The 22,780-nt window shown below is 66.9% G+C and carries 22 protein-coding genes and 4 tRNA genes; 21 read left to right on the forward strand and 5 right to left on the reverse strand.

From position 1 onward, the window contains the following. Positions 1-59 precede the first annotated feature (59 nt). From rplI to G020_RS0103865, 10 genes are all read left to right on the forward strand, one after another. Positions 60-509, forward strand: a complete 450-nt coding sequence (rplI, locus tag G020_RS0103820) for a 50S ribosomal protein L9 (RefSeq protein WP_018946848.1) — start codon at positions 60-62, stop codon at positions 507-509. Between the two features lie 85 nt (positions 510-594). After that, on the forward strand, positions 595-1,959 hold the full coding sequence (dnaB, locus tag G020_RS0103825) for a replicative DNA helicase (RefSeq protein ID WP_024328719.1): 1,365 nt from the start codon (positions 595-597) through the stop codon (positions 1,957-1,959). Between the two features lie 7 nt (positions 1,960-1,966). Next, on the forward strand, positions 1,967-3,073 hold the full coding sequence (alr, locus tag G020_RS0103830; RefSeq protein WP_024328720.1) for an alanine racemase: 1,107 nt from the start codon (positions 1,967-1,969) through the stop codon (positions 3,071-3,073). A gap of 55 nt (positions 3,074-3,128) precedes the next feature. Next, positions 3,129-4,319, forward strand: a complete 1,191-nt coding sequence (locus tag G020_RS0103835) for an O-succinylhomoserine sulfhydrylase (RefSeq protein WP_024328721.1) — start codon at positions 3,129-3,131, stop codon at positions 4,317-4,319. A 27-nt stretch (positions 4,320-4,346) separates the two neighbouring features. Beyond that, positions 4,347-5,819: a cardiolipin synthase gene (cls, locus tag G020_RS0103840; RefSeq protein WP_024328722.1), complete on the forward strand. Its 1,473-nt coding sequence runs from the start codon at positions 4,347-4,349 to the stop codon at positions 5,817-5,819. An 86-nt stretch (positions 5,820-5,905) separates the two neighbouring features. Continuing rightward, positions 5,906-6,229, forward strand: coding sequence for a hypothetical protein (locus G020_RS15215; protein ID WP_156002680.1), 324 nt, complete (start codon positions 5,906-5,908; stop codon positions 6,227-6,229). Between the two features lie 110 nt (positions 6,230-6,339). Next, positions 6,340-6,489 (forward strand): hypothetical protein, encoded by a 150-nt coding sequence (locus G020_RS15220; RefSeq protein ID WP_156002683.1) that lies wholly within the window; start codon positions 6,340-6,342, stop codon positions 6,487-6,489. A 12-nt stretch (positions 6,490-6,501) separates the two neighbouring features. Further along, entirely contained in the window at positions 6,502-9,018 is a 2,517-nt protein-coding gene (locus G020_RS0103855) for a heavy metal translocating P-type ATPase (RefSeq protein WP_024328724.1), read from the forward strand. Then, positions 9,015-10,574: a multicopper oxidase family protein gene (locus G020_RS0103860; protein WP_024328725.1), complete on the forward strand. Its 1,560-nt coding sequence runs from the start codon at positions 9,015-9,017 to the stop codon at positions 10,572-10,574. The genes G020_RS0103855 and G020_RS0103860 overlap by 4 nt, the downstream gene beginning before the upstream one ends. A 25-nt stretch (positions 10,575-10,599) precedes the next feature. Further along, the gene (locus G020_RS0103865; RefSeq protein WP_018946858.1) at positions 10,600-11,424 is read left to right on the forward strand and encodes a ferritin-like domain-containing protein; all 825 of its coding nucleotides are present in this window, start codon (positions 10,600-10,602) and stop codon (positions 11,422-11,424) included. Positions 11,425-11,453: 29 nt separating this feature from the next. On the opposite strand, the gene G020_RS0103870 is transcribed toward G020_RS0103865, so the two are convergent. Both G020_RS0103870 and G020_RS0103875 read right to left on the reverse strand, forming a co-directional pair. Next, positions 11,454-12,209, reverse strand: coding sequence for a UDP-2,3-diacylglucosamine diphosphatase (locus G020_RS0103870; RefSeq protein ID WP_024328726.1), 756 nt, complete (start codon positions 12,207-12,209; stop codon positions 11,454-11,456). Positions 12,210-12,213: 4 nt separating this feature from the next. Next, positions 12,214-12,726, reverse strand: a complete 513-nt coding sequence (locus G020_RS0103875; RefSeq protein WP_024328727.1) for a peptidylprolyl isomerase — start codon at positions 12,724-12,726, stop codon at positions 12,214-12,216. A gap of 153 nt (positions 12,727-12,879) precedes the next feature. Between G020_RS0103875 and gltX the strand changes: the two genes are divergently transcribed. Beyond that, positions 12,880-14,322 (forward strand): glutamate--tRNA ligase, encoded by a 1,443-nt coding sequence (gene gltX / locus G020_RS0103880; protein WP_024328728.1) that lies wholly within the window; start codon positions 12,880-12,882, stop codon positions 14,320-14,322. A gap of 25 nt (positions 14,323-14,347) precedes the next feature. Here gltX and folD read toward each other — a convergent pair whose 3' ends face one another. Further along, positions 14,348-15,211 carry a bifunctional methylenetetrahydrofolate dehydrogenase/methenyltetrahydrofolate cyclohydrolase FolD gene (gene folD / locus G020_RS0103885; RefSeq protein WP_024328729.1) on the reverse strand — a complete coding sequence of 288 codons (864 nt, stop codon included), beginning with the start codon at positions 15,209-15,211 and terminating at the stop codon, positions 14,348-14,350. A 174-nt stretch (positions 15,212-15,385) separates the two neighbouring features. Here folD and G020_RS0103890 point away from each other — a divergent pair. The 4 genes from G020_RS0103890 (at position 15,386) to G020_RS0103905 (ending at position 15,807) form a co-directional block, all read left to right on the forward strand. Continuing rightward, a tRNA-Pro gene (locus G020_RS0103890) sits at positions 15,386-15,462 on the forward strand. 46 nt (positions 15,463-15,508) lie between these two features. Next, a tRNA-Arg gene (locus G020_RS0103895) sits at positions 15,509-15,585 on the forward strand. A gap of 43 nt (positions 15,586-15,628) precedes the next feature. Then, positions 15,629-15,704, forward strand: a tRNA-His gene (locus G020_RS0103900). Positions 15,705-15,731: 27 nt separating this feature from the next. Continuing rightward, a tRNA-Lys gene (locus tag G020_RS0103905) sits at positions 15,732-15,807 on the forward strand. Between the two features lie 69 nt (positions 15,808-15,876). On the opposite strand, the gene G020_RS0103910 is transcribed toward G020_RS0103905, so the two are convergent. Both G020_RS0103910 and G020_RS0103915 read right to left on the reverse strand, forming a co-directional pair. Beyond that, the gene (locus G020_RS0103910; protein ID WP_024328730.1) at positions 15,877-17,304 is read right to left on the reverse strand and encodes a M48 family metalloprotease; all 1,428 of its coding nucleotides are present in this window, start codon (positions 17,302-17,304) and stop codon (positions 15,877-15,879) included. A gap of 55 nt (positions 17,305-17,359) precedes the next feature. After that, positions 17,360-17,671, reverse strand: a complete 312-nt coding sequence (locus G020_RS0103915; RefSeq protein ID WP_018946866.1) for a hypothetical protein — start codon at positions 17,669-17,671, stop codon at positions 17,360-17,362. 235 nt (positions 17,672-17,906) lie between these two features. Between G020_RS0103915 and G020_RS0103920 the strand changes: the two genes are divergently transcribed. The 6 genes from G020_RS0103920 (at position 17,907) to G020_RS0103945 (ending at position 22,737) form a co-directional block, all read left to right on the forward strand. Further along, entirely contained in the window at positions 17,907-18,236 is a 330-nt protein-coding gene (locus G020_RS0103920) for a rhodanese-like domain-containing protein (protein ID WP_024328731.1), read from the forward strand. Positions 18,237-18,340: 104 nt separating this feature from the next. Next, entirely contained in the window at positions 18,341-18,571 is a 231-nt protein-coding gene (locus tag G020_RS0103925) for a sulfurtransferase TusA family protein (protein WP_018870325.1), read from the forward strand. 182 nt (positions 18,572-18,753) lie between these two features. Next, a complete protein-coding gene (locus G020_RS0103930; protein WP_018870324.1) occupies positions 18,754-19,428 on the forward strand; it encodes a 4Fe-4S dicluster domain-containing protein in 675 nt (224 codons plus the stop codon). 42 nt (positions 19,429-19,470) lie between these two features. After that, positions 19,471-20,877 carry a heterodisulfide reductase-related iron-sulfur binding cluster gene (locus G020_RS0103935; RefSeq protein WP_018946868.1) on the forward strand — a complete coding sequence of 469 codons (1,407 nt, stop codon included), beginning with the start codon at positions 19,471-19,473 and terminating at the stop codon, positions 20,875-20,877. Beyond that, entirely contained in the window at positions 20,877-21,926 is a 1,050-nt protein-coding gene (locus G020_RS0103940; protein ID WP_018870322.1) for a CoB--CoM heterodisulfide reductase iron-sulfur subunit A family protein, read from the forward strand. Before G020_RS0103935 ends, G020_RS0103940 begins: the two co-directional genes overlap by 1 nt. Next, complete coding sequence (locus tag G020_RS0103945; RefSeq protein ID WP_029681196.1) at positions 21,865-22,737, forward strand: hypothetical protein; 873 nt, start codon at positions 21,865-21,867, stop codon at positions 22,735-22,737. The genes G020_RS0103940 and G020_RS0103945 overlap by 62 nt, the downstream gene beginning before the upstream one ends. Positions 22,738-22,780 lie beyond the last annotated feature (43 nt).

A 22,780-nucleotide genomic window follows, 5' to 3' on the forward strand; every position in this document is an offset into this window, starting at 1 on the left:
CGGTGTAGAATACGGCCCGACCTCGGGTCGCTGGTTCAATCGTTGACGGGAAGACCAAGATGGAAGTCATTCTGCTGGAAAAGATCGACAACCTGGGCGGGCTGGGCGATCGCGTCCGCGTGCGCCCCGGTTTTGCGCGCAACTACCTCCTGCCGCAGGGCAAGGCGGCCTTCGCCACCGCGGAGAACATCGCCGAATTCGAGGCGCGCCGTGCCGAGCTGGAAAAGGCCGCGGCCGAGGCCGTGGCGGCCGCCGAAGCCCGTCGCGAAAAGCTCGACGGCATGGATCTGGAGATCCGGGCCAAGGTCGGTGCCGAAGGCAAGCTGTTCGGCTCGGTGAGCCCGGCCGACATCGCCGACGCGCTGACGGCGAAGGGTGTGGAAGTGGAGAAAAAGGAAGTGCGCATGCCCGAGGGGCCGCTGCGGGCGACCGGCGAGTTCGAGGTGGGCGTCCACCTGTACTCGGGTGTCGACGCGGAAATCCGCGTCATCGTCACCCCCGAGGAGTGAGGCTCCCGATGGCGGACGGGCGGACCGCCGGGCGGGCCGCTGCCGCCGCGGGCCCGCATGATGGCGGCGGGGACACGGCATGGCGATGACCGACATGCCGCGCGTCCCGCCGCATTCCCAGGAGGCGGAGCAGTCCGTCCTCGGCGGTCTGATGCTCGACAACGGAGCATGGGACCGGGTCGCCGACCGCATTACCGCGGACGACTTCTATCGGCATGACCACCGCGTGCTGTTCCGGGCGATCGGGCAGCTGGCGGAGCGCAATGCTCCGTTCGACGTGGTGACGGTTTCCGAACAGTTGGAACGCACCGCCGAGCTGGAAGCCGCCGGCGGCATGGCCTATCTCGGCCAGCTTGCCAGTGACACCCCTTCGGCCGCGAATATCGTGGCCTATGCGGACATCGTCCGCGAACGCTCCATACTGCGCTCTCTGATCACGGTCGGCACCGAGATCGCCGATTCGGCGTTCGTGCCCGAGGGCCGCGATTCCAAGCAGTTGCTGGACGAGGCGGAACAGAAGGTGTTCCGGATCGCCGAGCTGGGCGCGCGCGGGGCCCAGGGCTTTCGCGGCATGAAGCCGCTGCTGGCGTCCGCCGTCGAGCAGATCGAGTTCCTCTACGAGAGCACCAGCCCGATCACCGGCATCGCGACCGGTTATCAGGATCTGGACGAGCTCACCTCGGGGCTCAACCCTTCCGATCTGGTGATCGTTGCGGGACGCCCGTCGATGGGCAAGACCAGTTTCGCGATGAACATCGCCGAATACGTGGCGATGAAGAATCAGGAACCGGTGGCGATCTTCTCCATGGAGATGCCGGGCGAGCAGATCGCGATGCGCCTGTTGTCCTCCATGGGCCGGATCAACCAGCAGAAGCTGCGTTCCGGGCGCCTGGACGACGGCGACTGGCCGCGCCTCACCAGTGCGGTGCAGATGCTCTCCGGGGCGCCGTTGTTCGTCGACGACACCCCGGCTCTGACGCCCACCGAGCTGCGTGCCCGTGCGCGGCGCCTGATGCGCGAGCACCAGGGCCTCAAGCTGATCGTGGTCGACTACCTGCAGCTGATGCAGCACCCCGGCTCCGGCGAGAATCGCGCGCACGAGATCTCCGAGATCTCGCGCTCGCTGAAGGGTCTGGCCAAGGAGCTGGAGGTGCCGGTGATCGCCCTGTCCCAGCTCAACCGTTCGCTGGAGCAGCGCCCCAACAAGCGCCCGGTGATGTCCGACCTGCGCGAATCGGGAGCGATTGAACAGGACGCAGACATCATCGCGTTCGTTTATCGCGACGAGGTCTATAACGAGGAATCGCCGGACAAGGGGACCGCCGAGATCATCATCGGCAAGCAGCGTAACGGGCCGATCGGCACCGTGCGGCTGACCTTCCGCGGCCAGTTTACCCGTTTCGAGAACTACGCCCCGGACGTGTACGGCGAGGTGGGCCCGGAGGGCTAGTCACGACATGCAACGGGCGGCCAGCATCCAGCTCGATTCCGGAGCCCTGCGCCACAACCTGGAGGTGGCCCGCGGGCTCGCCCCGGAGGTCGCGATGTGGCCGGTGATCAAGGCCGAGGGCTATGGCCATGGTCTCGATTGGGCGGCGCAGTCACTGGGCGAAGTGGCCGACGGGCTGGCCGTGTCCGCGGTGGAGGAAGCCGAGGTCCTGCGGCGGAGCGGATTCGATGGCCCGCTGCTGGTGCTGCAGGGCGGGCGGGACTCCGCCGGGTTTCGCCGTTGTGCGGAGCTCGCGCTGCAGCCGGCGGTGCATGCTCCGGCGCAGCTGGAAGCGCTGGACGCCGCCAGCGTCGTCCTGCCCGAGGTCTGGATCAAGCTCAACACCGGGATGAATCGACTGGGATTTGCCCCGGCCGAAGCCGATGCCGTGGAACGTGCCCTGCGGGCGGCCGGCCACGGCGGGTGCGGCCTGCACTGGATGACCCACATGGCCTGTGCCGACGACCCGGCGGATGACCACAACGCGGCGCAACTGTCGGCCTTCGCCACGGCCGTGGCGGGACGCTCCGGCGCGCGCTCCCTGGCCAATTCGGCGTCGCTGTTCGCCGGCTGGGGGCGCGGGGTCGGCCACGGCGCGGACGAAGCCTTCCGCGCCCGTCCGGGCATCATGCTCTACGGCTGTCACCCGGCCTCGGTTCCGGCGGAGGCCCCGCCGGAGGGCCCGGATGCCGACCTGCGTCCGGTGATGACCGTGCAGGCCCCGATCATCGGGATCCAGCATCCGGTCCCCGGCGACGGGGTCGGCTACGGCGCCACCTGGGCCGCGCATGGCGGCGAGCGCATCGGCATCGTGGCCATGGGCTATGCGGACGGTTACCCGCGCCATGCCCCCACCGGCACGCCGGTGCGGGTACGCGGTCAGCTCTGCCCGCTGGTCGGGCGGGTCTCGATGGATATGCTCGCGGTCGACCTGTCCGACGTTCCCGAGGCCGGGGTGGGGGACCTCGCCACCCTGTGGGGCGAGGGGCTGCCGGTGGAACGTGTGGCGCGTGCCGCGGGCACCATCGGCTACGAGCTGCTCACCCGGGTGGCGGGGCGCCTGCGCCCGGCGTAGCGAGCGCTGCCGGGCATCCGTAAACTGGCCCGTTCACGCGAGCCAGGAAGCCCCGATGCACGAATTCGACCCCGCCGACTACGATCCCGCTACCGTCGCCATTCGCCACGGTTACCACCGGACCCCGGAACAGGAACACTCCGAGGCGATCTTCCCGACCTCCAGCTTCGTGTTCGACAGCGCGGCGGAGGCCGCCGCCCGGTTCTCGGGCGAGGTCCCCGGCAACATCTATTCGCGCTTCACCAACCCCACCGTGAGGACCTTCCAGGAACGCCTCGCGGCGCTGGAAGGCGGAGAGGCCTGTGTGGCCACCGCCTCCGGCATGTCCGCGATCCTCGCGACCATGATGGGGCTTTTGCAAGCCGGCGATCACGTGGTCTGCTCGCGTTCGGTGTTCGGCACCACCACGGTGCTGTTCAACAACTACCTCGCCCGCTTCGGCGTCGAGGTGACCTACGTCGAGCTCTCGAACCTCGAGGCCTGGGAGGCCGCGACCCAACCGAACACCCGGCTGTACTTCTGCGAGACGCCCTCCAACCCGCTGGGCGAGGTGGTGGACATCGCTGCGCTGGCGGAGATCGCGCATCGTCATGACGCGCTGCTGGCGGTGGACAACTGCTTCTGCACGCCCATTCTGCAGCGCCCGCTGGATCTGGGTGCCGACATTATCATCCACTCGGCGACCAAGTTCCTCGACGGCCAGGGCCGCTGTCTGGGCGGCGCGGTGGTGGGCGACGCCGAGCGTGTGGGCAAGGATGTCTACGGCTTCCTGCGCACGGCCGGTCCGACGCTGTCGCCATTCAACGCCTGGGTGTTCCTGAAGGGGCTGGAAACCCTGTCCCTGCGCATGCGTGCCCACAGCGATAATGCGCTGGCCCTGGCGCAGTGGCTGCAGGCCCATCCAAAGGTCACGGCGGTGCATTATCCGGGCCTTCCGGATCACCCGCAGCACGCGATCGCGAAGCAGCAGCAAAGCGGTTTCGGTGGCGTGCTGAGTTTCGAGGTCGCCGGAGGACGTGAGGCCGCCTGGTCGGTGATCGACGCCACCCGGTTCCTGTCGATCACCGCCAACCTGGGCGACGCCAAGACTACGATCACCCACCCGGCGACTACCACCCACGGCCGCGTGGACCCGGACAAGCGCGAGGCCCAGGGCATCACCGAAGCCATGGTGCGCGTGGCCGTCGGGCTGGAGGCGGTCGCCGACATCCAGCGTGATCTGGCCCGCGGCCTCGACGCGCTCTGAACCGCTGGCCTGACGGGTCCCGCGGGCATGTCGAGCGACTCGGACAACCGGTGCGTCAAGTCTGCGCGCCGCCGGCCGCGCTGGCGCATTCTGCTGACGGTCGTCATCGGGTTCCACCTGCTGGGGTTCCTTTCGTCGCTGGATGCGCTGATGTCCACCCGGACGCCGCAAGGGGCGGTTGCCTGGATCGTCTCGCTCAACACCGTGCCCTATGTGGCGGTGCCGGCCTACTGGGTATTCGGCGCCAGCGAGTTTCGCGGCTATGTGGTCGCGCGGCGCGACGAGGACTCGAGTCTCGCCCGCGCGCTGCAGCCGAAGACCGAGGAGCTGTGGTCACACCAGTACGTCGCGCAGGAACCGAGCAAGCACCTGGACGGCGTACAGCAGCTGGCCCGCTGGCCGTTTCTCCACGGTAACGAGGTCGAGCTGCTGGTGGACGGCGAGGCGACCTTCGACAGCATCTTCCGGGGGATCGAGCAGGCCGAGCGCTACCTGCTGGTGCAGTTCTATATCGTGCGTGACGACGATCTCGGGCGCGAACTCCAACGGCGGCTGGTGGAGCGTGCCGAGGCCGGTGTCGACGTCTATTTCCTGTATGACGAGATCGGGAGCTACCGCCTGCCCGGGAGCTACCTGGACACCCTGCGGGAGGCGGGCGTCCATGTGCAGCACTTTCACTCCACCCGCGGACGCGGCAATCGCTTCCAGCTGAACTTCCGCAATCATCGCAAGATTGTGGTCGCCGATGGCGAGCAGGCCTGGGTCGGCGGGCTGAACGTGGGCGACGAGTACCTGGGCCGCGATCCGGAAATCGGTGCCTGGCGCGACACCCACCTGCGGATTGCGGGGCCGTCCGCCCTCGCGTTGCAGTCGGTGTTCCTGGAGGACTGGCACTGGGCCACCGAGGCGGTCCCGGAGCTGGAATGGAAGCCGGCGACCATGGCGGAGGACGGGGTCCCGGTGCTGATCCTGCCCTCCGGTCCGGCCGACGAATTCGAGACCGCCAGTCTGATGATGCAGCAGGCGATCCATTCCGCCGAGCGGCGCATCTGGATCGCCAGCCCGTATTTTGTGCCCGACGAGGGCGTGCAGGGCATGCTCAAGCTGGCCGCACTCAGCGGCGTCGACGTGCGCGTGCTGATCCCCGAGGTCACCGACAACCCCCTGACCACGCATGCGGCCTATGCCTTCCTGGGACCACTGCTGGATGCAGGTGTGCGCGTCTACCGCTACCAGGAGGGCTTCCTGCACGGCAAGGCGTTCGTGGTGGACGACATGGGTGCGGCCGTGGGGACCGTGAACCTGGACAACCGCTCGTTCCGGCTCAATTTCGAGGTCACGGCACTGGTGCTGGATCCGGCCTTTGCCAGCGAGACCGCCCGCATGTTCGAGGCCGATTTTGCGCGTTCGCGCGAGATGACCCGGCAGGACGTGGACGACCTTCCGTTATGGCGCCGGGTGGCTGCGCGCGCCGCCTATCTGCTGGCGCCGGTGCTGTAGTTCGTGGGCGTCCTGCCCGCGCCGGTGCTATACTTTCATTTGTAATGCTTCTTTCAGGCCCGCCCGTGTTACGAGCCCTGCACTACTTGCTGACTCTGTTGATCGCCGCCGCGCTGTTCGCGACGCCGGTGGCCAGTGGAGAGATGTTGCACGGCGAACCTGGAGCGGCAATGGCCGCGCAAGCCCACTGTGCCGACCCGGGCGCCGTTTTACATGCGGATGCCTCTCTGATCCCGATCGAAGGCCCGACCTGCGAGGTGCCGTGCGCGGTCTGTGGCATCTGCGGGGTTTCGGCCCTGCCTTCCAGCGTTACTCTGTCGGTCACTGCCGATCTCTCCGGCCCCGTTCCGGGTGTCGTGGCCATGGCCCTCGATGCCCGCGCGGGTCCGGACCTGCGCCCCCCTCTCTGAGTCCTCCCCGGCCGGGCCCTGGCCCGGCATCGGTGATCGCTGATCGCTGCCGCGGTGCGCCGTTTCGCGCATCGTCGTTTGTTTCTACGCCCCGGGAGGGCTACACCTTGATGAATGACCAATACACGATGATGCATGACCAGGGTTTTGTCTGGACGACAGCCCTCGGCTTCGGCCACGGCTGGATCGGACCCCTGATTCTTGTGCTGCTGATCCTCGGGGTCGCGTTCTTGATCAAGTACCTGATCAGCAGCCGCTAAAGGAGGTTCGCGATGAAAACGGAAACGAAGCCGGGGGATGCCCGCGCGGCGGTGGTGATCGTCCCCGGTATGGGATCGGACCACTGCGGGGGCATCGTGCGCGCGGCGCTGGAAAAGACGCCGGGGGTGACCTCGGTGGAGACCAATATTGCCCGCCATAGGGTGACGGTGGGGTATGACCCCGACCAGGTCGACCCGCAGGGCCTGCGCGCCGCGGTGGAGGGCGCCGGCTACGACGTCGCGCAGGTCGAGGGCGAGGCCGGGGGTTCCGGTTCGGTGCGGCTGGTGGTGCCGGGCATGGGCTCGGATCACTGCGCCGGCATCGTGCGCGCGGCGATCGAGAAGCTCGACGGGATCGAATCCATACGCACCAACATCTCCGACCATCGGGTCACAGTGGAGGTGGCGGCGGACGGGCCCGATGGCGAGGTCCTGCGAGCGGCAGTGGAGGGGGCCGGCTATGACGTGGCGGCGGTGGAGACCGACGATGCCGCCAGCGAGGCGGACGACGCGGCGATCGACGCCGCCTACGTGAAGCAGGCCTGGAACCGTCTGTGGTTCGCGATGGTGCCGACCATCGCGATCATGGTCCTGATGATGCCGCACATGTTCTGGCAGCCGATCCCCGGCTATCTGCTGATCATTGCGTTGCTGGCCTTCCCGGTGGTGTTCCTCGCGGGAGGCGCGGCCACGCATCGTTCCGCCTGGCGTTCGCTGAAAAGCGGCAATCTGAACATGGACGTGCTGATCTCCATGGGCTCGCTGCCGCCCTACCTGATCGGGCTGGTTGGTTTCGTCTATCCGATGACCTCGTTCATCGAGATGGCCGCGACCATCATGGCCTTCCACATGCTTGGGCGGTATCTGGAGTACCGCGCCAAGGGCGAGGCCTCCTCGGCGATCCGCAAGCTGCTGGATCTGGGTGCGAAGACCGCCCGGGTCGAGCGTGATGGCGAGGAGGTCGAGGTGTCGGTCAAGTCGCTCCAGGTGGGGGACGTGATGATCGTGCGCCCGGGCGAGAAGGTACCCACCGATGGCGAGGTGGTGGCGGGCGAGAGCACCGTGGACGAGTCTATTGCCACCGGCGAGTCGGTCCCGGTGGACAAAGGCGAGGGCGACACCGTGCTTGGCGCCACCCTGAACCAGCAGGGGCGCCTGAAGGTGCGCGCCACTCGGGTGGGGGCCGATACCTTCCTGTCGCAGGTGATCCGCCTGGTCAACGAGGCGCAGGGCTCGCGCGTGCCGGTGCAGGAACTGGCGGATCGCATCACCGCACGCTTCGTGCCGGCCGTACTGGTCATCGCGCTGGCCGCTTTCGCGGCCTGGCTGGCGTTCTCCGGGGCGTTGCAGCCGATCCTGATCTGGGGCGAGGGCTTTCTGCCCTGGGTCGATTCCGAACGTCCGCCGCTGGTGCTGGCGATCCTGGCGGCGATCGCCGTTCTGGTCATTGCCTGCCCCTGTGCGCTGGGGCTGGCCACGCCCACCGCGCTGATGGTCGGCTCCGGCATGGGGGCCGAGCGCGGCGTGCTGATCCGCTCGGGCTCCGCGATCCAGACGCTGAAGGACATTGCGGTGATCGTGCTCGACAAGACCGGCACCATCACCCGGGGGAAGCCCGCGCTGACCGACGTCATCGCGGCCGAGGGCTTTGATGAGTCCCGCGTGTTGCGGGCGGCGGCAGCCGTCGAGGCCGGTTCCGCGCACCCGCTGGCCGACGCCATCGTGCAGGGCGCGCGGGACCGGGAGCTGGAGGTCGCCGAGGTCGAGCAGTTCCAGTCGCATACCGCACGTGGAGTGGAGGCCCACCTGGACGGCGAGCGGGTGCTGGTGGGCAGCCAACGGCTACTGGAGGAGCAGGGGCTGGACCCGTCGTCTCTACTGGGTTCGTTGCGGGAACTGGAGGATGCCGGCAAGACCGCGATGCTGGTGGCCATTGGCGACCAGGCGGCCGGCATTGTCGCGGTGGCCGATACGCTCAAGGAAGAGTCGCAGGCCGCGATCGAACAACTGCATGCCCTCGGCATCCGCTGCGTGATGGTCACCGGCGACAACGAGCGCACCGCGAATGCCGTGGCCGCTCAGGTAGGGATCGACGAGGTGCGCGCCGGCGTGCTGCCGGAGGGCAAGGTCGAGGCCATCCGCGAGTTGCAAAAGGAGTACGGCGAGCACGTGGCAATGGTCGGCGACGGCATCAACGACGCCCCGGCCCTGCAGCAGGCGAATGTCGGGATTGCGATCGGGGCCGGCGCGGATGTGGCCATCGAGGCGGCCGACGTGACCCTGGTACGCGGAGAATTGACCAAGGTCGTGGAGGCCGTGCAACTGTCGCGGCTGACCTTCCGCAAGATCGTGCAGAACCTGTTCTGGGCCTGGGGCTACAACTCCGCCGCGATCCCGATCGCCGCGGCCGGGCTACTGCACCCGATGATCGGTGTGGTCGCGATGACCGCAAGCTCGCTCTCGGTGATCGGCAATTCCATTCTGCTGCGCCGGAGCATGCCGGCATCCCGTACTGGAGAAAAGCAATGATGAAACGACGTCAGTTTCTGGGGCTGGCCGCGGCGCTGCCCGTCATCACCACATTCGGCGGCTGGAGCCTGTTCAACCACGCGGTGTCCGCCCCCCGGTTCGACAACGCCCTGTTTCTGCCCGGCGCCGACGGCCCGTTTGCGGTGCTCGCACCCAACGAGCCGTTCACTCTGGTCGCGGAGCAGGGGTGGTTGCCGGTGCCGGGGCGCGAGGAGACCCCGTTCCTCTGGTACCGGACGCAGATGAACGGCCATGACTACCAGAATCCGATCCTCTTGTTGCGCACCGGCGATGAACTGGACGTGACCCTGGACAACCAGCTCGACGAGGGCACGATCATCCACTGGCATGGCCTGCATGTTCCGGGCCGGGTGGACGGCCATCCGATCCATACGGTCGACCCCGGTGAGCAGTACGAATACCGCTTTAAAGTGACCAACCGTGGCGGTACCTACTGGTATCACACCCATGCCCATCACCGGACTGCGCGCCAGGCCCACCAGGGGCTGGCGAGCTTCCTGCTGGTGAGCGATGACGACAACGACGCGCTGAACGAGGCGCTGGGGCTGGAACTCGGCACGACCGACCTGCCGCTGGTACTGCAGGACAAGCGCTTCGACCGGCTTGGCCATCTGGTGTACCAGCCGAACCCGATGCAGCGGATGATGGGCTATCTCGGCGACGAGGTGCTGGTGAACATGACACCGTCGGCGACCCATGAAGTGGCGCGGCGCCTGCATCGCCTGCGCCTGCTGAACGGATCGACCGCCAGGATCTACCGCCTGGCCCTGCGAGTGGACGGCGAGGCGGTCCCGTTCCGGGTGATTGGCACGGACGCGGGCCTGCTGGACTCGCCCCGGGAGGCCCACGAGGCCTTCCTGTCGCCGGGAGAACGCCTGGAGGTCCTGGTCGACTTCGCCGCGTTTGCCGGAGGCGACCGGGTCGAGCTGCACAGCATGGAATTCGACCCGATGGCCGGTGGCGGCATGATGGGAGGCGGTATGGGCCGCATGATGGGTGGCAATATGCACGACGGCGATCCGCTGGCGCTGCTCGAGTTCGTGGTTCAGGAGGGCGAGGCGGTCACCGCCGAGGTGCCCGAGCGTTTGTCGCGGATCGAGCCCATCGACGTGACGGATGCCGGCGAACGGGATATCCGTCTGGACATGGCGCCGATGCAGTGGCGCATCAACGGAGAGACATACGCTCCTGACCGGGTGCCGATCGAGGTGGATGCCAATACGCGGGAGGTGTGGACGATCCGCAATGCGGACCGCAGTATGCCGCATCCGATGCATATCCATGGCTTCTCGTTCCAGGTGCTGTCACGCTCGGGCGGTCCGGACTTTGTGCGCCAGCAGGCCGTGAACGATGAAGGCCTGACCGTCACGGACCTGGGCTGGAAGGACACGGTCCTGCTGTGGCCGGGCGAGACGGTGCGTATCGCGCTCGACTTCACCCATCACTACGCTGGCGATCAGCTCTACGTGTTCCACTGTCATAATCTGGAGCACGAGGACAACGACATGATGGTGAACGTGCGCGTCCGCGCCTGACCGTGCGTAGCGACAGAGGGATGCCATGAGCGAAAGACCGCGGCCGCACCCGGCCGTCTACCGCGCGGCCGAGGCCGCATTGCGCGAACGGGACCCGGAGACCAAGTGCGAGCGGGCGCTGGAGCTCATGCGCGGGTGGTGGGCGGACGAGCTGGAGGCCGGGAGTGCCCCGGCACCGGAACGCATGGAGGTGCCGGGGCGGCCCGAGCACCCCGTGCTGGTGCACCCGAAGGAACTGCCGCGGCGCGGGCTGCACACGACGGCCGGGCGGGTGGCGCTGGTGCACGCGGTCGCGCATATCGAGTTCAACGCGATCAACCTGGCGCTGGATGCCGTGTATCGCTTTCGCGACATGCCGGCGCCGTTCGTCAGCGACTGGTTGCAGGTCGCGGCGGAGGAGGCGCGGCACTTCCGGCTGCTGCGGGCGCGCCTGCACGAGCTGGGTGCGGACTACGGCGACCTGCCGGCCCATAACGGCCTGTGGGAGGCGGCGCTGGCGACCGATCACGACGTGATGGTGCGCATGGCGCTGGTTCCGCGCGTGCTGGAGGCGCGCGGGCTGGATGTGACGCCCGGCATGATCGAGCGCCTGACGGCGGCGGGCGATCACGCGACCGTGGCGCTGCTGGAGATCATCCAGCGCGAAGAGGTCGCGCACGTGGCGATCGGCACCCGCTGGTTCCGCGAGCTGGCGCATGCGCGAGGGTTCGATCCCGAGCCGCTGTTCCTGGCGCTGCTGGCCGAACATATGCCGGGGCGGGTCCGGCCGCCGTTCGCGCACGAGGCCCGCCTGGCGGCGGGGTTCACCGAGTCGGAGATGGGGGCGCTGGAGCAGCAGGGTCGGCGCTGAAGCAGCCCCGGGGTAACCCCGCGACAGTCTCAGGCGTGGAGCAGGTGTGCGGGGTAGGGCGTTTCGTCCAGCTGGCGCAGGACCGGGCCTTCCGGGCCGAGCTCCAGGAAGCCGGGGTGCTCGTCCCAGGCCGGCAGCACGCAGCGCTGACGCGGCTGGCCGGCGATCTCCAGGTCGTGGATCGCGGGGCGGTGGGTGTGTCCGTGGATCAGCAGCGGCACGTCGCCGTCGCGAAAGGTCGCGGCCACGGCTTCGCCATTCACGTCGGTGATCGCGGCGGCCTTCATCTGCCCGTTGTGACGGCTGGCCTCGCGCATGGTTTCGGCCCGCGCGATGCGCTGTTCCAGTGGCTGGCCGAGGAAATCCCGTTGCCAGGCCTCGCTGCGCACCATCTGGCGAAAGGCCATGTGTTCGCTGTCGTCGGTGCACAGGGAGTCGCCGTGCATCAGGAGGGCCGGGCCGCAGGGCAGCGTGGCGTGCAGCGGCTCGGGGGCGAGTGTCATGCCGGCGCGGGCGGCGTAGTCCGGGCCCACGAGGAAGTCGCGGTTGCCATGGATGAACATGACCGGCGCCTCCAGCGCGGAGAGCGCCGCCGCCAGTTGCTCTGCCGCCGGATGCGAGGCGTCGTCGCCGACCCAGTACTCGAACAGGTCGCCCAGGATGTACAGGGCCGAGGCGGCCCGCGCCGGGCCGTCGAGGAACGCCAGCGCGGCGTTCAGCGTCGGGCCGGGTTCGCGCTCCAGGTGCAGGTCGGAGATGACCAGGGCGGGCGCGGTCTCGCTCACGGGATCACTCGGCGCGGCGGGCGTTTTCCAGGACCACGGGTTCCTGCGGCACGTCCTGATGCATGCCGGAACGGCCGGTGGGCACGCCCTCGATGGTGCGCACGACGTCCATGCCCTCGACCACTTCGCCGAACACCGTGTAGCCCCAGCCCTGCGGGTTGGGTGCGGTGTGGTTGAGGAAGTCGTTGTCGTTGACGTTGACGAAGAACTGGGCGGTGGCCGAATGCGGGTCCTGGGTGCGGGCCATGGAGACCGCGCCGACCTTGTTCTTCAGGCCGTTGTCCGCTTCGTTGCGGATCGGGTCGCGCGTGGGCTTCTGGCGCATGTCCTTGTCCATGCCGCCGCCCTGGACCATGAAGCCGGGGATCACGCGATGGAACAGCGTGCCGTCGTAAAAGCCGTCGTCGACGTACTGCAGGAAGTTGGCGACGGTCTCCGGCGCGGCTTCGGCATCGAGTTGCAGGACGATGCGGCCGTGCGTGGTTTCAAGCGCGACCTTGGGGCTGGATTCGGCCATGAGGGCTCCCGGAAAGCTGAGGACGAGGATCAGGAGGGCCGCGGCGATGCCGGCCGGCAGAACAGGACGGGGCATGACGACACTCCGGAATCAGGAGCCGGCATGGTAACCGCGGGCCCCCGCCGGTTCCAGTCACCCGGATGCTCGGCTACCATGCGCGCCATGACGACAACCGTGACCCGCACCCGTTTCGCGCCCAGTCCCACCGGGCTTCTGCACCTTGGCAATCTGCGTACCGCGCTGTTCAGCGCCCTGCTGGCGCGGGCGCGCGGCGGGCATTTCCTGCTGCGTATCGAGGACACCGATGCGGAACGCTCGCGTGCGGAGTTCGTCGAGGCGCTGCAGCAGGATCTGCAGTGGCTGGGGCTGGACTGGGACGAGGGGTACGGCGCGGCCGCCGGCGACGCCGGCCCCTATGCCCAGTCACAGCGTACGGGGCTCTACCAGGCCTACTACGACCGGCTGATCGCGGCCGGCCTGGCGTATCCCTGTTTCTGCACGCCGGAAGAACTCGAGCGCGGGCGCAAGCGCATGCGTGCCCAGGGCAAGCCGCCGCGCTACCCCGGCACCTGTGCCGGACTGGACCCGGAGGAGGCGCGACGCCGCGAGGCCGAAGGGCAGCGCCCGACCCTGCGTTTTCGGGTGCCGCTGGGGCGTACGGTGCGCTTCGAGGACGGAGTGCGCGGCGCGGTGAAGTTCCGCACCGACGAGATCGGCGACTTCGTGATCCGGCGTTCGGACGGCACGCCGGCGTTCTTCTTCTCCAACGCGGTGGACGATGCCCTGATGGGGGTAACCGACGTGGTGCGCGGCGAGGATCACATCGCCAATACCCCGCGCCAGCTGCTGTTGCTGGAGGCGCTGGAACTGCCGGCGCCGGGGTATCACCACCTGCCGCTGGTCAACGGCGATGACGGGGCCCCGCTGTCCAAGCGCAACGGTTCGGCCAGCATCCGCGAGCTGCGCGAGGCCGGGGTGCTGCCGCTGGCGATCCTCAACCACCTCGCGCGGCTGGGTCATCGTTACGAGGAGGAGGGCCTGCTGTCGCTGGAGGGGCTGGCGCAGGGTTTCGACCCGGCACGCATCGGCCATTCGGCTGCGCGCCACGATCCGCGTCAGCTGGAGCACTGGCAGGCCGAGGCCCTGCGCGCGCTGTCGGACACGGATCTGCGGGCGCATCTCGCAGGGCTGGGCGTGCTGGAACCGCTGCCGGAGGCCGGGCGCGCGGAGTGGATTGCGCTGGCGCGCGACAACATCGCATCGGTCGAAGACGCGCGGTGCTGGGTGGCCGCCTTCGCCGAGGACCCGCCGCCGTTGAGCGAGGCGGCCCGCGGGGAGATCGAGGCCGCCGGGCCGGCGCTGTTCGAGGTCGCGCTGGAGGCGCTGGACACCAGCAGGGATTTCCCTGAAATGGCGAAGGCCGCGGGGGCGGCCACGGGTCGCAAGGGTCGCGGTCTGTTCATGCCGCTGCGCGCGGCGCTGTCCGGGCAGACCTTCGGGCCGGAGCTGCCGCGCATCCGCGAATATCTGGGCCCGGAGCGCACCCGTGTCCGGTTGCAGGCCGCGCGCGACGTGGCGGCCGCGGCCGCCGACTGATCCGCCGGGTCGGCGGGGTGGCCGTTCAGGCCGCCTCGTGGGTGCCGAACGCGCGCGCCCGCAGGGTGTTATCCAGCAGCATGGCGACCGTCATCGGGCCCACGCCGCCGGGCACCGGGGTAATCCAGTCCGCCTTTTCTGCCGCGCCGTCGAACTCCACGTCGCCGCACAGGGTGCCGTCGTCGCGCCGGTTGATGCCGATGTCGATGACCGTGGCCCCCGGTTTGACCCAGTCGGCCTTGACCAGCCCGGGCTTGCCAACCGCCGCCACCAGGATGTCGGACTGGCGGGCGATGGCCGCGGTATCCGGGGTGAACCGGTGACAGATGGTCGGCGTGGCGCCGGCCAGCAGCAGTTCCAGCGCCATTGGCCGGCCAACGATGTTGGAGGCGCCGATGATGCAGGCCGTGCGCCCCTTGAACGGCTCCTCGATATGGCGCAGCAGCTGGATGACGCCCCAGGGCGTGCAGGGCCGCAGACGCGGGATGCGCGCCACCAGTCGCCCGACGTTGTAGGGGTGGAAGCCGTCCACGTCCTTGGCCGGGGAGATGCGCTCGATGATGGTCTCCGGGTCGATGTGCTCCGGCAGCGGCAGCTGGACCAGGATCCCGTCGATGGTGCGGTCGGCGTTGAGCTGGTCGATCAGCGCCAGCAGATCGGTCTGCGGCGTGCCCGACGGCAGGTCATAGGAGTGCGAGACCACGCCCACCTGTTCACAGGCCTTGCGCTTGTTGCGCACGTACACCTGCGAAGCCGGATCGGCCCCCACCAGGACCACAGCGAGACCCGGCGGGCGCAGATCGCGCGAGGTCATGGATTCGATCTCGGTGGCGATGCGGGCGCGGTGGGTCTGCGCGATGGCGCGTCCGTCGATGATCTGGGCTGTCATTCGGTCTCGTCCGGCAGGAGGGCTGAACGTGATGATCCCACGGCACAGGCGGGTCCTCAAGGAAGGTCGGAGACGATTCACGGGGCTGCGACGCGGGCCATGGCTTGACCCGGGGGCCTCCCGGCGCTACGATTTCGCACTCGCTGTGCAGGACCCATTGCGGGAACGGCTCGACGGGGTATAGCGCAGTCTGGTAGCGCGCCTGCTTTGGGAGCAGGATGTCGGGGGTTCAAATCCCTCTACCCCGACCATGGCGGACGCAACCGGCTGGAACAACCCGGATGCCCGGCGGCAAACGCGCTCGTAGCTCAACCGGATAGAGCACCGGCCTTCTAAGCCGGCGGTTGCAGGTTCGAGTCCTGCCGGGCGCGCCAGAGCCCGGATCGGCAATGGCCGAAGCAGTGAAACAATACGGTGGTGACCGTAGCTCAGTTGGTAGAGTCCCGGATTGTGACTCCGGTTGTCGTGGGTTCGAGTCCCATCGGTCACCCCATCCCTCGCTTGTACTCGTCCGTACCGGGGGCCGTTAGCTCAATTGGTAGAGCAGTGGACTCTTAATCCATTGGTTGAAGGTTCGATTCCTTCACGGCCCACCATCCTTATCTTTCTTTCTGCATTTCCTCGGATCGCACGGGGTCCGGATTCCGTGTGCGCGCGCAGGGCCGTTACCGCTCCTCGCGGAATTCGCGCGCCGTGCGGCTGGCCGTCTCGCGCTTGTCCTCGATGCGCTGGCGGTCGCGCTCGCTGGCGTCTTCCGCCTCCAGCGCCACCTCGAACTGCCGCACGGCTTCTTCGTACTGGCCGCGATGGAAGAAATACTCGGCCATGGTTTCGTGGCGCAGGGCCTCGCGGCCGGCCTCGCTGGCGATGTCCGCCTGCAGGCGCAGCAGGGCCGGTTCCGGTGCTTCGGTCTCGCGGATCATGCGCGAGGTGATCCGCAGCGCCCGGTCGTAGTTTCCGATATCGCGCTGGACGCGGGCCATGCGCTCGCGCACCACCGGGTGGCCGGGGTAGACGGTGTCCAGGTCCTCGAGGCTGTTGAGGGCTGCTTCGTGTTCCCCGGTTGCGCGTTCCACGGCGATCCGCGCCAGTTCCAGGGTGAGTGTGGGGGCGTCGGGCGCGTCGATACGGTCCAGGAGCTGGCGGGCCTCGCGCGGATTGTCGCGTTCCAGCTGTGCGATCGCGCCCCCGTACAGCTCCGCGGCGGAGGCATCCTCGCCGATTCGGTCCAGTGCGCGCCGTGGATCGCTCAGCGCCCGGGCGCGGGCCTGCATCCAGGCGAATTCGGGGCCCTGGTTGCGCACGCCTTTGGGCTTGTCGCGTGCGCGGTTGCGCGTGTCGGTGATGCGGTCGAGCGTGACCGGGTGGGTGCGCAGATATTCGGGTACCGCGTCGCCCGCCCCCCGGGAAAGCTCCTGCATGCGCTCGAAGAAATCGGCCATCGCATCAGCGTCGAAATCGCTGGCGGCCAGAATGCGCATGCCGACCCGGTCGGCTTCCGCCTCGTTGGCGCGCGTGAAGTTGATCCGGGACTGCATGCCGCCGGCGACGCCGCCGGTGATCACCGCCTGACCGAGCTGCGGGTCGATCCCCGCTGCCAGGACCCCGGCGAGGATCGCCAGGCCGGTGCGGAAGTTGATCTCGCGGCCGCGGGCGAACATGCGTGCGAGATGGCGCTGGGTCACGTGGGCGATCTCGTGCGCCATGACCGCGGCGAGTTCCGCCTCGTCCCGCGTTTCCAGCATCAGCCCGGTGTGCACCCCGATGATGCCGCCCGGCATCGCGAAGGCGTTGACCTGATCGTTGTCGATCGGGATGAAGTGGAACGTGATGCGTTCGCCGTCACTGTGGCTGGCAAGCTGGCGGCCCAGCGATTCCACGTAGAAGCGGATTTCCGCATCGTCCACGACCGGCAGGGAGCGACGTACTTCGCGCAGCAGGGAGCGGCCGAGCTCGCTTTCTTCGGCGGGTGTCAGGACGCCGCCCGAGGCTTCGCCGAGGCGCGGGAGGGAGGTATCCGCAGAGGTGCTCGCCGGTGCCAGAAAGAGCACCAGAAGAAGCGGGATCAGGAACGTGAGGAGGGTCTTTTTCATGATACGGGGGCCGGTGGTGGGCCGACCCCCGCAGCGTGATGCTGCCGCTTGCGTATTACTTGCCCAGCCCGGGGGCCGAGGAGTAGGCCCGCATGCTGTCGCGGTCCTTCCACAGCTTCGGTTGCAGCACCGACTCCGGGACCATGAATTTCTTGCGGTCCAGGACCTTGTGGGTGCGAGCAATCTTCACCACGTTGTCGTACTTGAGCTTGAACAGCAGGCCCACGTCGCCGCCGGAGGTGTAGCGAACGATCATGTGATCGTCCTCCATGCGATGGACGTAGATGTTCGCCGGGCGCAGCTTGCCCTGGCCATCCTTCATCGTCACGGCGTAGTGGCCGTCTACCTGGAAATCACTCTTTTCCACCGGAAAATCCTCCGCAGGACTGTTTAGGCGGGCGTGACCTTACCACGTCTGACCGCCGCGGGCGAGACCGGTTCCCTCGGCCGGTGTTGCCGAATGGTAACGTCAGTCGCCCGCAACCATTTGCAATTGTGCGCGGTTTCGATATGCTCCGCGCCCACCGTGTGCGTGGCCTTTATGCATGGGTAGCGCGCACCTGCTACACCGCCCGGAAATCAACCGGAAACTGGAGCTGGCCGTGTACGGATTCTCGGAAATCACCCCGGATGAACTGGAGCAGTGGCGCACTGAGGGTCGGGATTTCCGGCTGGTGGATGTGCGTCAGCCGGCCGAGACCGGCCGCGGGGTGATCCCGGACGCCGAACTCGTGCCCCTGGCGGCCGTGCCGCCGCGCAAGGACGAGTTCAGCGGAGATGAGACCCCCGTGGTGTTCTATTGCCAGAGCGGGGCGCGTTCGGCCCAGGCCTGCGCCTTCATGTCCCAGCAGGGCGTGGAGGGCGTGTATAACCTGCGGGGCGGCATCATGGGCTGGGCGCAGTCCGGCCGCTCGATTGTCACGCCCGATTAGCATCTGGTTGTATTCCGATTCCGTTTCCCCTATAAGGGGGAGTTCGGCGGATCCACGACCGGTAACGGTCAACCATTACGAAGACTCACAAAGAAGAGAAAGCCATGGCCAACTTCGATCAAGAGCTCGACGCCTCCGGCCTGAACTGCCCGCTGCCCATCCTGCGTGCCAAGAAGGCGCTGGCCTCCATGGATGCCGGTCAGGTGCTGCACATCATCGCCACCGACCCGGGCGCGGTGAAGGACTTCCAGGCGTTCGCCAAGCAGACCGGCAACGAACTGATGGAGCACAAGGAAGAGGGCGGCAAGTTCTACTTCCTGGTCAAGAAGGCCTGAGGTCTCCTGACGCATCGAAGCCCGGGGCCGGTCTCGCGAACGGCCCCGGGCTGCCGGTAGACGCGGTTACCGTGAGGTAACTGGATTGATGCCTGGACCCGATCTAGGCTGGCTGCAAGGTCCGTACAAAAGAGGCCTGCTCGCCCACAGCGAAGAGGTGACATATGGCGACATATGCTGAGATGCAGCAAATCTTCGACGACATCCGCGGAGATTTTCGCTACGACCATGATCTCAACGGCTGCCTGAACTGCGGGATCTGCACGGCGACGTGCCCTTCCGCCCAGTTCTACGACTACTCCCCGCGCGAGATCGTCCAGCTGCTCTGGACCGAGAACGTCGAGCAGATCTACGACGCGATGCAGGAAAAGATCTGGGCCTGCGCCCAGTGCATGACCTGCGCCGCCCGCTGCCCGTTCAAGAACTCCCCCGGCGGTCTCGTCGCGATCATGCGCGAGGTGGCCATCAAGCACGAGATGCAGTCGGCCAAGGACGTTCTTCGTCCGTTCGGGCGCGTGATGCTCAAGCTGATCACGACGGGTAACCAGCTTTCGCCCGACATGATCCAGCCCGATCACTTCCCGGACTGGGGTCCCAATATCCAGAAGGTGGAAGGCGATCTCCAGGTGCTGCGCAAGGCCATCCCGGTGAAGACCCTGCAGACCGTGGAAACGGCCTGGGAGGTCTCGCTCAAGACTTCGGTCGAGATGTACACCATCTGGGAAATGACCGGCGTTCTGAAGTCCCTCGAACTGATGGATGAAAACCTCTTTGACGTGATCGAGGACTTCATCGACGAGAAGCGCGAGGATTACGAAGACTGGCTCGAGGAGCAGGAAGAGGAAGACGACGAGTAATCGTCGGCGTCCCTCCGGTTCCGCGACATCAGGAGAAGCGTTATGAGTGAACAGACCCCAGGCAATCACAACCAGAACGGTGAGGGTGCCGGCGCCGGCGCCATGAAGCCGGGCTATCACAACACCGACGGCCAGGGTGTTGCCGGTCACGGCTCCTTCTTCCAGGCGACCGATCTGTCGCAGGAAGAGGCGGTCAAGGCCACCGACTGGGTGCGCAAGCATGTCGACCGCCGCACCATCGACCTCGGCGACCGCATGGATGACGTCCGCGAGCACATGTACGAGCTCGAGAAGGACGGCCAGATCATTATCCACCGGATCAAGGACGAGCATGATCCCAAGACCGTGCAAACCCTGTTCGGCTGGGACAAGCAGATCCCGACCAAGCAGCTCTGGCACCACAAGTCCTGCGGCCAGTGCGGCAACATCCCGGGCTATCCGACCTCGCTGCTGTGGTTCATGAACCAGTTCGGTTTCGAGCCCGGCAAGGACTACCTCGACGAGACCGACCAGACGTCCTGCACCGCGTGGAACTACCACGGTTCCGGTATCGGCAACGTCGAGTCGCTGGCCGCGGTATTCCTGCGCAACTTCCATCAGGCCTATGTCTCCGGCAAGCAGCACGGCCACGAGCTCGGCCACTTCTACCCGCTGGTCCACTGCGGCACCTCCTTCGGCAACTACAAGGAGATCCGCAAGTTCCTGGTGGAGTCCGCGGAACTGCGCGAAAAGGTCACCAAGATCCTCGGCAAGCTGGGTCGCCTGGTCGACGGCAAGCTCGTGATTCCGGAAGAGATCATCCACTATTCCGAGTGGGTGCACGTGATGCGCAACCGTATCGCCTCCGAGCTGCAGACGATCGATGTGTCCAACATCCGGACTACCGCCCACGTGGCCTGCCATTACTACAAGATGGTCCACGAGGACGCGGTCTATGATCAGTCCGTGCTCGGTGGTAACCGTACCGCCATCATCACCTCCACCGCCCAGGCGCTGGGTGCCCAGGTGATCGACTACTCCACCTGGTACGACTGCTGCGGCTTCGGCTTCCGGCACATCATCTCCGAGCGCGAATTCACCCGCTCGTTCACGATGGACCGCAAGATCCGGGTGGCGCGCGAAGAGGCCAATGCCGACGTGATGCTGGCCAACGACACCGGGTGCGTCACGACCATGGACAAGAACCAGTGGATCGGCAAGGCGCATAACCAGAACTTCCAGATCCCGATCATGGCGGAAGTCCAGTTCGCGGCCCTGGCCTGCGGCGCGGATCCGTTCAAGATCGTCCAGCTGCAGTGGCACGCGTCGCCCTGCGAAGATCTGGTCGAGAAGATGGGCATGTCCTGGTCCGAAGCCAAGAAGACCTTCCAGGAGTACCTCAAGGAGGTCGAGGCCGGGAACATCGAATACCTCTACAATCCTGAACTCGCATACGGGGGCAAGGTGTGATGCAAGATACAGTACTGGTTGTTGGCGGAGGTCCGGCGGGCCTGTCCGCCGCCGCGAACGTGACCTCGGCCGGCTACAAGGCCGTCATGGTCGAAAAGGAAGACGTCCTGGGCGGTGCCCCGATCCTGTCGGGCTATGCCAAGCTGGTCCCCTCCGGCGAGTGGGCTTCCGAGGCGATTGGTCGCATGGTCAAACGCGTCGAGGATGACTCCAGCGTGGCCGTGCACAAGAGTGCCAAGGTCGAGAAGCTGGATGGCGAGGCGGGCAACTTCACCGCCACGCTGACCAACGGCGAGACCGTGCAGGCCGGCTCGGTCGTGCTGGCCACCGGCTTCACCCATTTCGACTCGATCAACAAGCCGGAGTGGGGCTTCGGCACCTACGAGGACGTGCTGACCACCACCCAGGTGGAACAGATGGTTGCCTCGGGCAACATCGCCTGCCCCTCCGACGGCCGTGTGCCCGAACGGGTCTGCATCCTGCTGTGCGTGGGTTCGCGTGACCGCCAGATCGGTCGCGAGTGGTGCTCCAAGATCTGCTGCACCGTGTCCGCGAACATGGCCATGGAGATCAAGGAACTGTCCCCCGAGACCGACGTGTTCATCTACTACATGGACATCCGTACCTTCGGTCTGTACGAGGACAAGTACTACTGGAAGTCCCAGGAAGAGTTCAAGACCAAGTTCGTCAAGGCGCGTATCGCCGAAGTGACGTCCTCCGGTGATGGCCGCCTGCTGGTCAAGGGCGAGGACACCCTGGTCAAGCGCCCGATCGTGATCCCGTTCGACATGGTGGTCCACGCGATCGGCATGGACCCCAACGCCGACAACCCGGAGATCTCCCAGGTGTTCGGCGTTGGTCTCGAGAAGCACGGCTTCCTCGAGAAGGCCGAGCAGTACACCAACACCTGCGGTACCACGCGCAAGGGCATCTATGCCTGCGGCGCGGCATACGGCCCCGAGACGATCGACGACTCGATCGCGCAGGGTGCGGCCGCGGGTGGCCGGGCCGTGGCGGACCTGCATGCGCTGGTTCAAAAAGCCGGCTGAGGTGGTCAAGGACGAGGCGGTGCCGGATCTGACGCCGGTACCGCCTCGTGTCACCTTTGACAGGGACATCCTTGCAACGAAGCTGAACACGCTGCAGGAGAACATCGCCGACGCCGGCGGGGTTCAGGGATTGCAGACCTTCATTGAGGCGCTGCAGTCCAAACACGAGGTGTTCGCCGGGGTCGTCGCCAGAGGTGACGAGATCGACGACACCGACGTGCGGACCCTGGGCGGGCTGGTGTTCTCGGTGCGGCGCAAGCTGGGGCCGCTGCTGGCGGAGCGTCAGGGCGCGGTGGTCGAAGGCGTACGCAGCCTGGTACGGCCGGATTTCCATCCGGATGAACGGCTGCAGTCCTTCGCCGATCTCGCCGGCGATGACCGTAAGCTGCGGCGCGGACTGTGGGACTTCGGTTCGGAGATCCTGCACTTCGCGGATCCGGAAGCGCTGCCACTGGCCAATCGCTGGGTTTGGGACTCCGGTACCACGGCCGGCGCGATGCGGGAATTCATCCGCGGGAACGACACCCTGCGGGAGATTCCGATCGACGATGGCTATGCAGCGTTGCTGGGCATGCGGCAATGGTTCTACGAGGCCCTGCACGATATGGGGTTCTATCGTGATCTCCATTTCGTCACGGATCTGCTCTGGGTGCAGGCGTATTCCGACTACGCCAAGTCGCTGTCGATGAGCCTGGGGCTGATCGATGCCCAGTTCGGGGCCCGCGAGGATCCGCTGGAGCTTGTGGTAAAACTGCTGGGGATCGATTCTCCCGAGGGGCGCCTGAAGGGCGAGCAGGCTTCGTTGCACTGAATAATAACTGAATCGAGTTTGAGCCTGGTTGGACAGGTTTTCG

Source organism: Thioalkalivibrio sp. ALR17-21 (assembly GCF_000420185.1).
Taxonomy (GTDB): domain Bacteria; phylum Pseudomonadota; class Gammaproteobacteria; order Ectothiorhodospirales; family Ectothiorhodospiraceae; genus Thioalkalivibrio; species Thioalkalivibrio halophilus.

What these genes read in the sequence shown, in the direction of transcription:
- rplI (WP_018946848.1), top strand. Translation starts at nt 60, where the DNA reads ATGGAAGTCATTCTGCTGGAAAAGATCGACAACCTGGGCGGGCTGGGC.
- dnaB (WP_024328719.1), top strand. Translation starts at nt 595, where the DNA reads ATGACCGACATGCCGCGCGTCCCGCCGCATTCCCAGGAGGCGGAGCAG.
- alr (WP_024328720.1), top strand. Translation starts at nt 1,967, where the DNA reads ATGCAACGGGCGGCCAGCATCCAGCTCGATTCCGGAGCCCTGCGCCAC.
- G020_RS0103835 (WP_024328721.1), top strand. Translation starts at nt 3,129, where the DNA reads ATGCACGAATTCGACCCCGCCGACTACGATCCCGCTACCGTCGCCATT.
- cls (WP_024328722.1), top strand. Translation starts at nt 4,347, where the DNA reads ATGTCGAGCGACTCGGACAACCGGTGCGTCAAGTCTGCGCGCCGCCGG.
- G020_RS15220 (WP_156002683.1), top strand. Translation starts at nt 6,340, where the DNA reads ATGAATGACCAATACACGATGATGCATGACCAGGGTTTTGTCTGGACG.
- G020_RS0103855 (WP_024328724.1), top strand. Translation starts at nt 6,502, where the DNA reads ATGAAAACGGAAACGAAGCCGGGGGATGCCCGCGCGGCGGTGGTGATC.
- G020_RS0103860 (WP_024328725.1), top strand. Translation starts at nt 9,015, where the DNA reads ATGATGAAACGACGTCAGTTTCTGGGGCTGGCCGCGGCGCTGCCCGTC.
- G020_RS0103865 (WP_018946858.1), top strand. Translation starts at nt 10,600, where the DNA reads ATGAGCGAAAGACCGCGGCCGCACCCGGCCGTCTACCGCGCGGCCGAG.
- G020_RS0103875 (WP_024328727.1), bottom strand. Translation starts at nt 12,726, where the DNA reads ATGGCCGAATCCAGCCCCAAGGTCGCGCTTGAAACCACGCACGGCCGC.
- gltX (WP_024328728.1), top strand. Translation starts at nt 12,880, where the DNA reads ATGCGCGCCATGACGACAACCGTGACCCGCACCCGTTTCGCGCCCAGT.
- folD (WP_024328729.1), bottom strand. Translation starts at nt 15,211, where the DNA reads ATGACAGCCCAGATCATCGACGGACGCGCCATCGCGCAGACCCACCGC.
- G020_RS0103910 (WP_024328730.1), bottom strand. Translation starts at nt 17,304, where the DNA reads ATGAAAAAGACCCTCCTCACGTTCCTGATCCCGCTTCTTCTGGTGCTC.
- G020_RS0103925 (WP_018870325.1), top strand. Translation starts at nt 18,341, where the DNA reads ATGGCCAACTTCGATCAAGAGCTCGACGCCTCCGGCCTGAACTGCCCG.
- G020_RS0103930 (WP_018870324.1), top strand. Translation starts at nt 18,754, where the DNA reads ATGCAGCAAATCTTCGACGACATCCGCGGAGATTTTCGCTACGACCAT.
- G020_RS0103935 (WP_018946868.1), top strand. Translation starts at nt 19,471, where the DNA reads ATGAGTGAACAGACCCCAGGCAATCACAACCAGAACGGTGAGGGTGCC.
- G020_RS0103940 (WP_018870322.1), top strand. Translation starts at nt 20,877, where the DNA reads ATGCAAGATACAGTACTGGTTGTTGGCGGAGGTCCGGCGGGCCTGTCC.